Consider the following 15,486-nt stretch of genomic DNA (forward strand, 5'->3'; position numbering starts at 1 on the left):
AAGTGGAACAAGTTAATAATCTCGTATCAGTGTGCATTCTGACGAAAAATCCTGGAAAGGTGTTCCAGTCAGTTCTTAATTCAGTGCTTAGCCAAAACACTATTTATCCGTATGAAGTTATTGTAGTTGATTCTGGTTCTTCTGATGGGACTATTGATTATATTAATAGTAAAAAATCGGATAAAATTAAACTTATCGAAATTGAACCTTCAGATTTTGGCCATGGCAAAACACGAAATTTTGCCATCCAGAATTCTTCTGGCCAATATATTGTAATGATTACGCATGATGCCGAGCCTGTTGATGGCAATTGGTTGCAAAATATCATTTCTCCCTTCCATGAAGATGAGAGTATCGCAGCAGTATTTGGTCGTCATTATGCATACGGAGATGCGTCAATTTTCACTAAGCGAGATCTTAAACTGCATTTTGATAATTTCGCCGATGGACCGAGAGTCGTTCATTTAGATGATAAAGATAGATACGCCAAAGATATAGGCTATCAACAATGGCTGCACTACTTTTCAGACAATAATGCAGCGTTGAGAAGAAGCGTCTGGCAGATATGTCCTTACCCTGAAGTTGATTTTGCCGAAGATCAGTTATGGGCAAAAAAAATTATCGAGCTAGGATATAAGAAAGCCTATGCTGACGATGCAATAGTATATCACTCACACAATTACAGCCTTAAGCAAACATTACAACGTTCATACGATGAGTCCAGGGCTTTGAAAAAGCTATTTGGCTATAATCTTTGTCCGAGTGTCTTAAATATTGCATACCAAACTCTCGCTTGTTCAAAACGGGATTTGGCGTATCAAAAAACGACTGCTCATAAGACAAATAAAGTTGGCTTCTTTAACATTACCGCATGGCATTTTCTCAAGCAGTTAGGTTTTTACCTGGGTGGAAACTTTTATTCTAATCATACCGTATATAGATTGATTTCACTGGATAATGCAATTAAAAGGAAGAAAAAATGAATTTATTGTCAGTGTTTTCAATGATTTTACGTATTTATAAAACCGAAGGGGCTAAAGGAGTACTTAGCCGGACTTTGCGAAAATTAAAGCAAAAGGATGCGAATGGAAACGCTACTACTCTAGTCTCTAAAATTTCCATTTTTAACAAGCGTGATGTTATTGGTTTTTATGATTTTTTGACTTTCAAGGATGCGGGTGTTTTACAAGAAATCATCCCAATGGATAGAAAGAATGTTGTTAACTGGCTTATTCCAGACTTTGGCATTGGTTCAGGAGGGCATCTTAATATTTTTCGCTTCATTTCTATGCTTGAAAATTTGGGGTATAAAAATAACATTTGTTTAGTGGGTGAACATCGTCATTCGAGTGAATCAAAAGCTAAAGATCTAATAAATGAACATTTTTTTGAACTGAAAGCAGATATATATTTCGGAATTGAAGATTTACCGGAAGCAGAGTTTTCTTTTGCAACTGGTTGGACGACAGCATATTTTCTTCGTGCTTTCTCAAAGACATATCATAAATTATATTTTGTTCAGGATTTTGAGCCATCATTTTATGCCGGTGGTAGTGAATATGCTTTTGCTGAGGAAACATATAAGTTTGGATTTACTGGGGTCTGTGCTGGAGATTGGCTCGCTAATAAACTTAAAAATGAATATGGCATGACAACACATAGCGTTAGCTTCTCTTATGATAGAGATTTATATTACCCTCGAAATTTACAAGTAACTAATAATAAAAAGAAGATATTTTGTTATTTTAGGCCACCTACAATCCGTCGTGGGCTTGAAACGGCTTTAATTGCATTAGATTTAGTGGCGAAAGAATATCCTGGTGTTGAGTTCATTTTCGCAGGTTGGGATATGAATGATTTTAAGTTCGAGCACGAATTCGAAAATGCCGGATTGCTTTCCTTAGAAGAACTTCCCGATATCTATAGCCAATGTGATATCGCATTAGTATTATCTTTCACAAACTTGTCTTTATTGCCCTTGGAAATAATGGCTTGTGGTTGTGTTGTGGTTTCAAACGAGGGTGAAAATGTTGAATGGCTCCTCAATGATAACAACGCAAAACTAAGTTCACCCAATCCGGTTATAATCGCAGAGAATATAATTCAATTGTTGAGAGATGATGGCAAGTTAAATGAACTGAGAAGCAAGGGAATTGATTTTGCGAACAGCACAAATTGGAATGATGAGGGTAAAAAACTAGCCTCTTACCTAGAGGCGATCTCCAGTTGAGCAATGTTCTAGTAATTGGTTCTAATGGATTTATTGGGAAAAATGTATGTGATCATTTCATGAAGTTGGGATATGGTATACATGCAGCAGATCGAAGTGCAAATTCAACGCACTCACATTTCACAATCTATCACTCCTTTGATGTTACGAATGATGATTTCTCTCGAATTCTTGAAGGTGTTGATGCGGTAGTATATTTAGTCTCAACTCTATTACCTCAGCCGTCAAATCTAAATGTAGAGCTTGATGTAATAGAAAATTTATTGCCAGTGATTAAATTATTAGAGGCAATAAAAGATTCTGGTCATAAAACAAAAGTCATATTTTCTTCTTCTGGCGGCACAGTCTATGGAGATCATGATGATCATATTCCAGAAGATGCATCTTTAGTTCCAAAATGTTCATACGGTATTCTTAAAGTCACCGTTGAACACTATCTGAAGTTGTATTATGACTTGCATGATATTCCTTCTGTAAGTTTAAGGCTTAGCAACCCTTATGGGCCAGGGCAAAATGTCAATAAGCCCCAAGGAGTTGTTGGGATTTTCCTTAAGAAAATTTTGGCACATGAAAAAATCGAAATCTGGGGCGACGGTTCTGTTATTCGAGATTTTGTTCATGTCCAAGATGTTGCTAGTGCGTTTGCACACGCTCTAGCCGCTGACAGCAAGGCTGACATCTTCAATATCGGCAGTGGCAAAGGCTTATCGTTAAAAGACCTTCTTTCCCTGATGTTTGAACTAACTGAGACTAATTCTGAAGTAATTTATCAACCACCCAGAAAAGTGGATGTTCAGTGCAATATCCTTGATATCCGTAAGGCAAATAGTTTTCTAGAATGGAAACCAAATATCGATATACGTGAAGGGCTTGCAAGTTTAATTGCAGATAAGTTGAGCAAAGATTAGTGCTTTTACTTTTTGTGCTCATCGGAGAATTTTTTAGCTGTTAAATTTTTAGCTCATTGCGGTATCATAATTTCAGTCGCCACTGATCTGTATACAGGGTTGGGGTAATCACCAAGACAGGAGTATGTAATGTCCAAGCAACAAATCGGTGTTGTAGGTATGGCTGTGATGGGTCGCAACTTGGCTCTTAACATTGAGAGCCGCGGCTACACTGTATCTATTTTCAACCGTTCTCGAGAAAAGACTGATGAAGTCATCGCAGAGAATCAGGGCAAGAAACTTGCCCCCTTCTACACCGTTGAAGAGTTCGTTGAGTCGCTTGAAAAGCCACGCCGCATCCTTCTTATGGTACAGGCTGGTGAAGCGACGGATAAAACTATCGCTTCCCTGACTCCACACCTCGATAAAGGTGATATCCTGATCGATGGCGGTAACACTTTCTATAAAGACACCATTCGTCGTAATAAAGAATTGTCCGACCAAGGCTTCAACTTCATTGGTACCGGTGTTTCCGGTGGTGAAGAAGGTGCGTTGAAAGGTCCTTCCATCATGCCTGGTGGTCAGAAAGAAGCGTATGAGTTGGTTGCGCCGATTCTGGATAAAATTGCTGCACGTGCAGAAGATGGCGAGGCTTGTGTTGCTTACATTGGACCAAATGGTGCTGGCCATTATGTGAAGATGGTGCATAACGGTATCGAATACGGTGACATGCAGCTGATTGCAGAAGCCTATGCGTTATTGAAAGGTGCACTGGGTCTGAACAACGAAGAGTTGGCCAAGACTTTCACCGACTGGAACAACGGTGAGCTGAGCAGCTACTTGATCGACATCACCAAAGATATCTTCACTAAGAAAGATGAAGACGGTAAATATCTTGTTGATGTGATTTTGGATGAAGCAGCTAACAAAGGTACCGGTAAGTGGACTAGTCAGAGCTCTCTGGATCTTGGCGAGCCACTGTCATTGATCACCGAATCAGTATTCGCTCGTTACCTGTCCTCTTTGAAATCGCAGCGTATTGCAGCTTCTAAAGTTTTGAGCGGTCCTCAGGCTAAAGCTTTCACCGGTGACAAAGCGGAGTTTGTTGAGAAAGTGCGTCGTGCACTGTATCTGGGCAAAATCGTTTCTTATGCTCAAGGCTTCTCTCAGCTGCGTGCAGCCTCAGAAGAGAATAATTGGGATCTACACTACGGTGAGATCGCTAAGATCTTCCGTGCTGGCTGCATCATTCGTGCTCAGTTCTTGCAGAAAATCACTGATGCTTATGCGAGCAATGCGAATATCGCTAACCTGCTGTTGGATCCTTACTTCAAGAACATTGCTGATGAGTATCAGCAGGCGCTGCGTGATGTTGTATCATACGCGATTCAGAATGGCATCCCGACTCCGACCTTCTCGGCAGCCATAGCTTACTACGATAGCTATCGCTCAGAAGTTCTGCCAGCTAACCTGATTCAGGCTCAGCGTGACTACTTCGGTGCGCATACTTATAAGCGCATTGATAAAGATGGCGTATTCCATACTGAGTGGCTGGATAATTAAGTTATATTTTTAGTAAAAAAGCCTTCCTTTGGGAAGGCTTTTTTTTTGTCTGCAATTTACTTATCTTCTAACTCAACTTCAGGATTTAGCCATAAAATCGATTTTCCTTCCTCACCACTTGATAGAAGAATTTCAGTTTGATCATTCCCATCTGCCAAATCAATTCTGACTCTTCCATCTGCTAGAGATATATTCTTAGTGTAGGAATTCGTTCCTTTAGTAATAGTGACTTTTCCTGTTTCAGCGCAATTTGGCTCAGGATATATTTGTAGGTAGACGGTACGTGCGTCACCAGAAATCACAAACCTGCTATCACCTTTGTTTGTTGCTATAACAGGTACTGTAGCACCATCTTGTTGGGTTCTTAGCCCAGCAGTTGTATGCGTATGATCAGGATTGTAGATGTAAACGTTATCGAAAAGTCTGATTCTACCATCAGGTACTTTCTTAATTTTGTAGACTTCTAAGTTGTTGACGCCTTGAATTATCTTAATTGGCGTATAATGCATGCTTATATAATTGGATAGTTTTGAAAGAATAGGTGAAAGGTTGATGGTTTGGTCTAAATCTTGAATAACTAGATCAGGTTTGCTTTTCTCTAAATCATTGACTGCACCGTTTATATCATCGGGGGTCGTTTGCATCGCGAATTCAATAAAGCGTGTCGCATGATTGTTAGTTAGTGCATAGTATTCTGCACGTATAGGATAGCTAAATATATTTTTTGGTTTTTCATCTTCAATGATTTTTCTGATTTCTACAAATTCTTTTCTTGTTGCTTCAGGAAGTTGAACACCTAAAAATGTATTATGAGGTTCTATAAAAAATACATTATATGTGAACTTTATTGCATTTGTAGATAGAGGATATAAAGAGACTATCGCTATACATAGTCCTGCTGCTGAAAAAAATGGATTAAGCGTCACTTTAAAATTGTTGTTTACATTCCCATCCTTGCTTATATGACTCATGGCCAACAACACGAAAGGCATGACTAGTAAAATACTCGATCTACCATTAATTGCAAAGTGCAAAACAATAACACTTACAATGAATAAAACAATAGTGTTTAAAATATCCCTTTTGCTAATGTTTTTAATGCAGCTTGGTAAAAGTCTTAATGCAATAATACCCATTATGACGAGTTCAGATATGGCAAACAGTAAATGTAATACATCTGCCCTACCAAACATAGAAATCAAACGAAGTGAAGCATAGGCTGTAAATGCAACACCAGTCGGTGTGAACAATTTTTTGGATATGCTAAATATTAGCATTGCAACTACAAAGTACGCGATCCAAATATAATATATTAAGGAAGATAGGTCCAGATCTGGGAACGGGACATCCATTCCTTTTGGCTGGATTAAAAAGGCGTAGTAAAGTGTGTTATAAAGGAATTCCTTTATGTTTACACCTTTAATATAGAAATAGGCTATCCCGGCAATGATCACCAGTAATGATGATGCACCTAGCAATATAATTCTTGAAAACTTATCTTTAAGCGCTAAGTGATTTCCTGCTGAAAATTCAGCTACAAAAATACTGATTGAAAGAAATATGAATAGTTCTTGTCCAAACCAAAATGATAGGCCAAGCAGCAAGCCACTCAAAAATGTATGAATATTTTTTTTGAACGGCTGCTCAGTACTCATCGATAAGATATACATGGCCAGTGCAGCAGCAGGGAGAGCAGTTCTTAACTGATAAATTGGCGGGGCTATTAAGAAAAATATACCTACGGCTATCGCCATCGATAATGATGCTTTACCTAAAATACTTCTTGAGAAAATCAAAGTTAATATAAAACTCGCGATCATTTGAAAAACATGGGATTCCATGAGCAATGATGTGCTTGTGACAAGGAACGTCTGCCCAAAAATATACTGCATAATCCCATAGTAGTAATAGGGGCCTGGGGTACGGAAATGGATGAAGTCTCTTGTGAAGACCTCACCATTTGCTATCCAGTGCCCAAAAGCATGAAATAGGGTATGATCGCCTGAACCGAAAGCATAGGGAGCTTTATAATGCGAAATTAAGCAACCTATTATTATAAAGACTGCCAAAACTATGACAGTGCTAACTTTTTTTATGACCACTAAATAACTCCTGCATTAGAGTATTTCGAATTTTAACAAGGAAATTCTTTTCAATATACAATTAAAAAGTTGATTTCACCTGTAACCAGCTTTATTGAGTGATAATTAAGCTATTCAAAATGATTTTTAAGGACGTTAACTTATCTTTATCAAATTCATTATGTTTTTTTGTTACATATCAGTGCTCATATAGACAACTGCTTAATAAATGGTAAATACTTCCTTTTCAAGGAGGTGCATCGCCGCCGAGATTAACATATACCATTTTTCAATGGAATTTGTTGATGGTTGCTCACGTCAGTGACGGCATTTACATTCGCTATACTACCAACAACTCCCCCTCACGCCCCGCATTCTCCCCCGCAAGTCTCACCACCAGCATTCCCGCCGTAGCAAACTTCATCAGGTTCCTCGCGTACAGCACCCCACCAAACTCCGCCACCAGCGGCGTCACCTGGTCGGTAATCGGATCCACAATCTCCGCTACCACTTCACCCGGCTTGATCCATTCGCCCAACTCACGGCGATTCAACAACAGCCCTGAATGCGGCGCATGGATATACTCACAACCTGCCAGCGGTGTCGCAGGATTGATCAGAGCAGGTGACTCACCCACGTCACCCGCTATATAGCCGCCTTCAATCAGCGCATTAATTATCGCATCCGCATCCTTCTCAGCCTGTCCAGGCGACACATCAGCAACCCCACGTAACTCCAGCGTCACTGGCAACAAACCCCGTGGCATCGGATACTCACCACCAAACCGCTCGGCCAACTTTAACCACGGCTCGCAGCAGGCTTCATCAAACGGCTCGCCACCAGAGATTTGGGCCAGAAGCTGTACTTCGCTACCTAACCAACGCGCTAAAGGCTCGATATCCTGCCACGCATGCGGGGTCGTGTAGAGATGCGGCAATGCGTCCCAGTCGCAGTGCAGATCAATCATCAAATCTGCCTGGCTGGCCATACGCATTAGCGTGAAGCGCTGCGCATCCAGTTCGGTACGAGCAACGCGGTCGCGATAGTGGCGATCAATGCCATCACGGATCAACCGTTTGTTCTCATATTCACTCTGCGTCAACGAACCGGCCAACTCTTCAGCCAGGGTATCGCCTAACGACGGGAAACGGCGATTGAAATCCTGACCTGAAAGCGTATGGAATCGACCCAAATGGCTGCCGTGCCAGTGTTGCCCCATCGCCAGCGGATTTGCCACCGGCACTAGGGTGATTTTGGACTTAAGCTGACCGGCTGATTCCAGCGCCAGCAGTTTTTGTTTCAGGAACCACGCCACTGCCATTCCCGGCAATTCATCACCGTGCAGTGCCGCCTGAATGTAAACTCGCTGCTGCGAATCGGTACCGAAATGAAAGCTGACGATTTCGCGCTGTGTACCGAGGGAAGCACTTAACAAGGGATGATGTTGTTGTTGCATGGCGCGGTCGATGTCCTGTATCTACGGCACGCTGAACGGCGTGCCTGATTAATTTTATTGACTGGAATTATAGTGCTGCTGTGAAAATGAGCGGGTATGAAGCCGCTAAATTTGCGCTTGCTCATGTTAGCAGCGCGAACAGGGCGGCCTGAAGACCGCCCCTGCATTGATTAATGCTGGATCGAGATATCGGTGGCGAAGTACTTCTTCTGGATCTTGTCAAAAGTGCCGTTTTTCTTGATTTCAGCAAAGGCGTTATCAAGGGCTGTTTTCAGCTCTTCATCGCCTTTACGCAGTCCAATCGCTGTACCTGGACCGATAATCGGGTCTTCCACAATCGGGCCAGCCAGCTCGAAATCTTTGCCTTGCGGATGTTTCAGGAAGCCGTTAGCTGCCTGAGCTGCATCGGTAAACACCACATCCAGACGACCAGAGATCAAATCACTTTCAACCTGTGCCTGATCGCCATAAGGCACCACGTTCACGCCGTGTGGCTGCCATTTTGCCAGTGCATAGCGCTCCTGCACGGTTCCCTGCTCAACGCCAACTGTCTTGCCTTTCAGAGATTCGGCCGTTGGCAGCAGGCCGGAGCCTTTCCGTGCAATCAATTGGGTGTGCGTATCATAGAGCGGAACGGTGAAGTCGATCTGTTTCAGACGCTCTTCCGTGATACCCATATCCGACAGGATGGCATCAAACTTGCGGGCTTTCAGCGCTGGAATCATGCCGTCGAACTGGCTCTCAACCCACACGCACCTGGCTTGCATCTGCTCGCACAGCGCGTTGCCCAGGTCGATATCAAAACCCACCAGCTTGCCCTGCGGGGTTTTGGATTCGAAAGGAGGGTAGGTGGGATCAACAGCGAAGCGTACTTGTTCAATCTTTGCCTGTGCGCCAAATGCGCAACCTGCCAGCACAGCCAGCGCCAGCGTCTGACGCAGGCGGGCAGTAAAACAAGAACTTGCCATAATTTCGGTCTTCTTTTTTCGTGATGTGGAATAACGCAGAGTACCGATCACTGTCCGCCATGGCAATTAGCAGATTATTTTCATCACGTTACCATTATGAGTGGGTGAAGCTTTCTGGCGTAGAAACAACAAAGCGCACCGAAGTGCGCCTGAGCATTAGCTGGGAATCTCGTTACTTATGACGCGCCCGCAGATTATTAATAATCGTGCTCAAATCCAGCTCCTGATCCTGCAGCAACACCATCAGGTGATACAGCAAGTCAGAGGCTTCGTTGGTCAGTTCGTGACGATCGTTCACCGTAGCAGCCAGCGCGGTTTCCACGCCTTCTTCACCGACTTTCTGCGCGATACGCTTGGTGCCGCTGGCATAGAGTTTCGCGGTGTAAGAACTCTCCGGATCGGCGCTCTTACGCGATGCCAGCAACTGCTCCAGCTGATAGAGGAACGCCCAATCTGGCGCCGCCGGTGAGAAGCAGCTTGAGGTGCCGAGGTGGCAGGTTGGCCCAATCGGGTTTGCCAGCACCAGCAGCGTATCGTTATCACAATCCGGCGTGATGCTCGCCACCTGCAGGAAATGACCGGAGGTTTCCCCTTTGGTCCACAGACGGTTCTTGGTGCGAGAGAAGAAGGTAACGTTGCCTTCCGCCAGCGTCTTTTGCAGCGCTTCCTCATTCATATAACCGTGCATCAGCACTTCGCCAGAAACGTTGTGCTGGACGATGACGGGCATCATGCCCGCGGTTTTGGCCCAATCCAATTTGGCCAGTTGTTCTGCAGTTAACACGCGCGAATCTCCACACCGTTGTCGATCAGGAAGTTTTTCAACTCGCCGATATTGATAATTTGTTTGTGAAACACTGAAGCAGCCAGTGCGCCATCAACGTTTGCCTGTTCAAAGGCTTCGAGGAAGTGTGGCATGGTGCCCGCGCCGCCAGAAGCGATGAGGGGCACTTTACATACCTCACGCACTTTCTTCAGCTGCACCAGATCGTAGCCATTACGTACGCCATCCTGGTTCATCATGTTCAGCACGATTTCGCCCGCGCCTAGCTTCTGCACTTCCTGTACCCAATCCAGGGTTTCCCAGGTGGTGACACGGGTACGTGATTCATCGCCGGTATATTGATTGACGTGATACTTGCCGGTGGCTTCATCGAACCAGGTATCAATACCCACCACGATACACTGCACACCAAAGCGATCCGCCAGACGCGTGATCAATGTCGGGTCAGCCAGCGCCGGAGAGTTGATGGAGATCTTATCCGCACCGAACTGCAGAATGCGTGCGGCATCTTCTTCGCTCTTGATACCGCCCGCCACGCAGAAGGGAATATCAATCACTTCCGCCACGCGGGACACCCAGCTTTTATCGACCACGCGGCCATCCGATGAGGCGGTGATATCGTAGAACACCAGCTCGTCTGCGCCTTCCTGCGCGTAACGTTGCGCCAGTGGCACGATGTCGCCAATAATTTCGTGGTTGCGGAACTGCACGCCTTTTACCACTTGCCCATCACGCACATCGAGACAAGGAATTATCCGTTTTGCCAGCATGCAATCGCCTCCGCTACGGTGAATTTATCTTCCAGCAATGCGCGACCGACGATCACGCCCTGCGCGCCGCTGCCACGTAAGGCCGCGATGTCATCCAGCGAGCCGATTCCGCCGGAACTCTGGAACGCGATATTCGGGAAGGCATCCGACACTTCTTTATAAAGCGCCACGTTAGAACCGCTTAAGGTGCCATCGCGGGAGATATCGGTGCACAGCACGTGCTTCAGGCCAACCGGCTGATACCAGCCAATCACTTCTTCCAGCGTCACGCCCGCCGCTTCCTGCCAGCCGCTGATCGCCACTTCTTTGCGATTGTTGGCGTCAATGCGCACATCCAGCGCCAGTACAATGGCATCCGCGCCGAACTTGTTGAACCAGCTTTTCACTTCCTCTGGCTGTTTCACTGCCGTGGAGCCCACCACCACCCGAGTCGCGCCGGCCGCCAGCAAGGCTGCAACGTCTTCACGATTGCGAATACCGCCACCGACCTGCACCGGTACATTCACGCCACGCAGCAGGGTAGTGAGCAGAGGGATTTGGCGTTTAGCCGGATCTTTGGCGCCAGTGAGATCCACCAGGTGCAGCACTTCCGCGCCCTGACGTTCGTAATCCTGCAGGCGTGGCAGCGGATCGCTACCGTAGTCGCGTTGCTGACCGTAGTCGCCCTGATGCAGACGCACCACTTTGCCGTCGATTAAATCTAATGCGGGGATAATCATCACATCTCCAGGAAGTTTTTCAGCAACTGCGCGCCTGCTTTGCCAGAACGCTCCGGGTGGAATTGCACGCCGAAGAAATTATCTTTCTGCAACGCAGCGGTGAACGGATGGCCGTAATCGCACTGGGCGATGGTGGCGGCATTCACTGGCATGGCGTAGCTGTGCACAAAATAGAAGTAGCTGCCGTCCGGGATATTACGGAACAGGTGGTTGCCAGCTTGCGAAGTGATCTGGTTCCAGCCCATATGTGGCAAGGGCAAACCCTGGGTATCCATCAGCGAGACCGGTTCATCCACCAGACCCAGCGTGGTCACGCCGCCATTCTCATCGCTCCCGCGACCCAGCAACTGCATACCAAGACAAATGCCGAGTACCGGTTGGGTACAGGCTTTGATCAGATCGATCAGGTCACGCTCCTGCAACTGGTTCATGGCCGCTTGCGCGGTGCCCACGCCCGGCAACAATAGCTTGTCGGCACGCAGCACCACATCCGGATCGCGGCTCACCTCTGGCGTGTAGCCGAGGCGCTCAATCGCCCACTTTACCGATGACAGGTTGGCGCACCCGGTATCGAGAATCACCACGTTCATCACAGCACTCCTTTCGAACTCGGCAGGGTGTTGCCATCCACGCGAATTGCCTGGCGCAGTGTGCGGCCAAAGGCTTTAAACAGGCTTTCCACACGATGATGGTCGTTCTTGCCTTTGGTTTTCAGGTGCAGGGTGCTCATCATGGCGTAGGAGAGGGAGCTGAAGAAGTGCTCAACCATCTCGGTACTGAGATCGCCGACACGCTGATAGCTAAACTCGGCTTTAAACTCGATGTGCGGACGGCCAGAGATATCCAGTGCACAGCGCGCCAGGCACTCATCCATCGGCAGCACGAAGCCGAAACGGCCGATGCCTCGCTTGTCGCCCAGCGCTTTCAGCAGCGCTTCACCCAGCGCCAGACCGGTATCTTCCACGGTGTGGTGATCGTCAATATAGAGATCGCCTTTCACGTCGATGTTCATGCGGAAGCCGCCGTGTACGGCAATCTGATCCAGCATGTGGTCAAAGAAGCCGACACCGGTATTGATTTTGCTGCCGCCTTCGCGGTCCAGCCACACTTCCACTTTGATCTGCGTCTCTTTGGTGTTGCGTTGCACCAGCGCATGGCGGTCACGTTTGGTCAGGCGTGCCTGGATCGCGTCCCAGTCAATACCTTCTGCACCGTAACGCAGGCCCTGAATGCCCATGTTCTCAGCCAGCTGGATATCGGTCAGGCGATCGCCAATCACGTAGCTGTTTGCGGTGTCCAGTGCGCCTTGTGCCAGCCAGGCTTCCACCATTTTGGTTTTCGGCTTGCGGCAATCGCAGTTTTCTTCCGGCTTATGCGGGCAGATCAAGATGTCGCTGAAGTTCACGCCCTGCGAAGTCAGAATCTGCATCATCAGATTGTGTGGGCCATCAAAATCAGCCTGTGGGAAGCTGTCGGTGCCCAGACCATCCTGATTGGTGATCATCACCAGCTGATAGCCGGCATTTTGCAGGGCCAGCAGCGCAGGGATGGCGTTTTTTTCAAACGCCAGTTTATCCATGCGATCAACCTGAAAATCCGTTGGCGGCTCAGAGATGATGGTACCGTCGCGGTCGATAAAAAGGGTCTTCTGACTCATGCTTGCTCCACTGATAAGGCTTGCAGCGCGGCGATCAGGCGCTCGCACTCTTCACGGGTGCCGATGGAGATGCGCAGGCATCCCGCAAGGCCGGGGTTTTTGTTTTGGTCGCGCAGAATAATGCCTTGATCCCATAGCGTTTTAAACACTTTTGGCGAATCAGTGAAGCGCGCCAGAATGTAGTTGGTTTCGCTCGGGAACACCTGCTGCACCACGCTCAGCTGTGGCAGTTGTTCAAACAGCCATGCACGATTGGCGTTGAGTTCGGCGACATGCTTACGCATCAGCGCAATGCCTTCTTCGCTCAGCGCCTGTCCTGCGACATCAGCAACCGGGGTCGCCAGCGGGTAAGGCGCGATCACTTTCATCAACAGGTCGATCACGGGCTTGTTGGCCAGCGTAAAGCCACAGCGCAGGCCAGCCAGCGCAAAGGCTTTTGATAGCGTGCGCAGGATCACCAGATGTGGATATTCTTTCAACCAACCGGCGAGAGTCGCCTCCGGGCAAAACTCGATATAGGCTTCATCGGCGACCAGCAGTGCTTTACCGGCGGTCATCTCCAGCAGTTTACGGATATCGTCTTGATTGATAAGGTTGCCGGTCGGATTGTTCGGGCTGCACATGTAGACCACTTTCACGCCGTCTAACTGTTCGGCAATGGCGGGCAGATTCAGCTGCCAGTCATCCAATGCTGCCACGGTGCGATACTCGATGCCGATGGTTTCCGCGCTCACGCTGTACATGCCGTATGTCGGCGGGCAGAACAGAATCGCATCTTTGCCCGGCTCACAGAAGGCGCGCATTAACAGCTCAATGCCTTCATCAGCACCACGACTGACAATCACTTGCTCCGGCGATAAACCGACAAAAGCCGCATAGCGCTCAATCACAAGCTTCGGCTGGCATTCCGGATAGCGGTTCAGCGTTTGCTGAGACAGCTCAAAGGGCACTGGCAGCGGGAATTCGTTGGCATTCAGCCACACATCACCGTTACCCCCCAAACGACGCGCCGATTGATACGGCGTCAACGCGCGCACATTGGCGCGGGCTAAATCTTCAATGCTCATGCTTGCTCCTTCAGCGCGGCAACACGCAGGGTAACGGCGTTTTTGTGGGCTTCCAGCTGCTCAGCGGCCGCTAAAGTTTCAATGGTGGCAGCCAGATTGAGGAAGCCTTGTGGCGTCAACTCTTGCACCGTCATACGCTTCTGGAAATCGGCTAATCCCAGACTTGAACAGGTGGCGGTATAACCGTAAGTCGGTAATACGTGATTGGTGCCTGAGGCGTAATCACCCGCTGATTCCGGAGACCAGTCACCGAGGAACACCGAACCGGCGCTGGTGATCGCATCAACCAGATCACGTGGCTGGCGCGTCTGAATAATCAGGTGCTCAGGACCGTAAAGGTTGGAGATTTCCACACACTGCGCCAGATCGCGCAACACAATCAGACGGCTACTCGCCAGCGCCTGACGTGCGGTGGCCGCGCGTGGTAACTGCGCGAGCTGTTCTTCCACGGCCTGCGCCACGCCTTCTGCCAGTTTCAGCGAAGGGGTCAGCAAGATAACCTGTGAATCCGGGCCGTGCTCTGCTTGTGATAGCAGATCAGAAGCGACAAATGCCGGTGTGGCACCTTCATCAGCAATCACCAAAACCTCTGATGGGCCAGCAGGCATATCAATAGCAGCGCCATCTAAACGCTGGCTCACCTGGCGTTTCGCTTCGGTGACGTAGGCGTTGCCTGGGCCAAAGATCTTGTCCACTTTTGGTACAGTTTCGGTGCCGAAGGCTAGCGCAGCAATCGCTTGCGCACCGCCGACCTGAAACACCTCTTTTACGCCGCACAGTTGCGCCGCATAGAGAATTTCATCGGCGATCGGCGGGGGCGAACAGAGCACCACACGACCACAACCGGCGATACGGGCTGGGGTTGCCAGCATTAATACCGTGGAGAACAGCGGGGCAGATCCGCCAGGAATATACAACCCAACCGATTGTACCGGACGGGTGATCTGCTGGCAGCGCACGCCCGGTTGCGTCTCAATATCCACCGCGGGCAGAATCTGCGCGTTATGGAACGTTTCGATATTACCGACAGCCACTGCCATCGCCTGCTTCAGCGTATCGCTCAAACGGTCGCTGGCGGCTTGCATCTCTTCTGGCGTGACACGCAGGTTTTCCACCTGCGCTTTGTCGAAGCGCGCGCTGAACTCGCGCAGCGCATCATCGCCTTGTTCTTTTACTTGCGTCAGCACATCGCGCACGATTTCGCTGATGCTCGCCGAAGCAGAAATTGCCGGGCGCATCAGCAGCGCTTGCTGCTGTTGTTCATCACACTGTTGCCAGTCAATCGGGGTCATGATTGTGCTCAT

Annotated in this window: 14 protein-coding genes; 4 read left to right on the forward strand and 10 right to left on the reverse strand. The window is 47.9% G+C overall.

Features of this window, described 5'->3' with window-relative positions:
* Nucleotides 1-2: 2 nt before the first annotated feature.
* From FD744_RS09135 to gndA, 4 genes are all read left to right on the forward strand, one after another.
* Nucleotides 3-983 carry a glycosyltransferase family A protein gene (locus FD744_RS09135; RefSeq protein ID WP_160868044.1) on the forward strand — a complete coding sequence of 327 codons (981 nt, stop codon included), beginning with the start codon at nt 3-5 and terminating at the stop codon, nt 981-983.
* Nucleotides 980-2,230: a glycosyltransferase family 4 protein gene (locus FD744_RS09140; protein WP_160868045.1), complete on the forward strand. Its 1,251-nt coding sequence runs from the start codon at nt 980-982 to the stop codon at nt 2,228-2,230. The genes FD744_RS09135 and FD744_RS09140 overlap by 4 nt, the downstream gene beginning before the upstream one ends.
* A complete protein-coding gene (locus FD744_RS09145) occupies nt 2,227-3,138 on the forward strand; it encodes an NAD-dependent epimerase/dehydratase family protein (RefSeq protein ID WP_160868046.1) in 912 nt (303 codons plus the stop codon). The genes FD744_RS09140 and FD744_RS09145 overlap by 4 nt, the downstream gene beginning before the upstream one ends.
* Nucleotides 3,139-3,267: 129 nt before the next feature.
* Nucleotides 3,268-4,680 (forward strand): NADP-dependent phosphogluconate dehydrogenase, encoded by a 1,413-nt coding sequence (gndA, locus tag FD744_RS09150; RefSeq protein WP_160868047.1) that lies wholly within the window; start codon nt 3,268-3,270, stop codon nt 4,678-4,680.
* A gap of 56 nt (nt 4,681-4,736) precedes the next feature.
* On the opposite strand, the gene FD744_RS09155 is transcribed toward gndA, so the two are convergent.
* The 10 genes from FD744_RS09155 to hisD form a co-directional block, all read right to left on the reverse strand.
* Nucleotides 4,737-6,782, reverse strand: coding sequence for a hypothetical protein (locus FD744_RS09155; RefSeq protein WP_160868048.1), 2,046 nt, complete (start codon nt 6,780-6,782; stop codon nt 4,737-4,739).
* 319 nt (nt 6,783-7,101) lie between these two features.
* Nucleotides 7,102-8,217 (reverse strand): succinylglutamate desuccinylase/aspartoacylase family protein, encoded by a 1,116-nt coding sequence (locus tag FD744_RS09160; RefSeq protein ID WP_160868049.1) that lies wholly within the window; start codon nt 8,215-8,217, stop codon nt 7,102-7,104.
* Between the two features lie 170 nt (nt 8,218-8,387).
* Nucleotides 8,388-9,185, reverse strand: coding sequence for an ABC transporter substrate-binding protein (locus FD744_RS09165; protein WP_160868050.1), 798 nt, complete (start codon nt 9,183-9,185; stop codon nt 8,388-8,390).
* A 172-nt stretch (nt 9,186-9,357) separates the two neighbouring features.
* Complete coding sequence (hisIE, locus tag FD744_RS09170) at nt 9,358-9,969, reverse strand: bifunctional phosphoribosyl-AMP cyclohydrolase/phosphoribosyl-ATP diphosphatase HisIE (protein ID WP_034824749.1); 612 nt, start codon at nt 9,967-9,969, stop codon at nt 9,358-9,360.
* Entirely contained in the window at nt 9,963-10,739 is a 777-nt protein-coding gene (hisF, locus tag FD744_RS09175) for an imidazole glycerol phosphate synthase subunit HisF (RefSeq protein ID WP_058962036.1), read from the reverse strand. Before hisF ends, hisIE begins: the two co-directional genes overlap by 7 nt.
* Nucleotides 10,721-11,458: a 1-(5-phosphoribosyl)-5-[(5-phosphoribosylamino)methylideneamino]imidazole-4-carboxamide isomerase gene (gene hisA / locus FD744_RS09180; RefSeq protein ID WP_160868051.1), complete on the reverse strand. Its 738-nt coding sequence runs from the start codon at nt 11,456-11,458 to the stop codon at nt 10,721-10,723. The genes hisF and hisA overlap by 19 nt, the downstream gene beginning before the upstream one ends.
* Entirely contained in the window at nt 11,458-12,048 is a 591-nt protein-coding gene (gene hisH, locus FD744_RS09185; RefSeq protein ID WP_034824743.1) for an imidazole glycerol phosphate synthase subunit HisH, read from the reverse strand. The genes hisA and hisH overlap by 1 nt, the downstream gene beginning before the upstream one ends.
* Nucleotides 12,048-13,115, reverse strand: a complete 1,068-nt coding sequence (gene hisB, locus FD744_RS09190; RefSeq protein ID WP_160868052.1) for a bifunctional histidinol-phosphatase/imidazoleglycerol-phosphate dehydratase HisB — start codon at nt 13,113-13,115, stop codon at nt 12,048-12,050. The genes hisH and hisB overlap by 1 nt, the downstream gene beginning before the upstream one ends.
* Entirely contained in the window at nt 13,112-14,182 is a 1,071-nt protein-coding gene (gene hisC, locus FD744_RS09195; RefSeq protein ID WP_160868053.1) for a histidinol-phosphate transaminase, read from the reverse strand. The genes hisB and hisC overlap by 4 nt, the downstream gene beginning before the upstream one ends.
* Nucleotides 14,179-15,486: a histidinol dehydrogenase gene (hisD, locus tag FD744_RS09200; RefSeq protein ID WP_160868054.1), complete on the reverse strand. Its 1,308-nt coding sequence runs from the start codon at nt 15,484-15,486 to the stop codon at nt 14,179-14,181. The genes hisC and hisD overlap by 4 nt, the downstream gene beginning before the upstream one ends.

This window comes from Pantoea sp. Taur (genome assembly GCF_009830025.1).
Taxonomy (GTDB): domain Bacteria; phylum Pseudomonadota; class Gammaproteobacteria; order Enterobacterales; family Enterobacteriaceae; genus Pantoea; species Pantoea communis.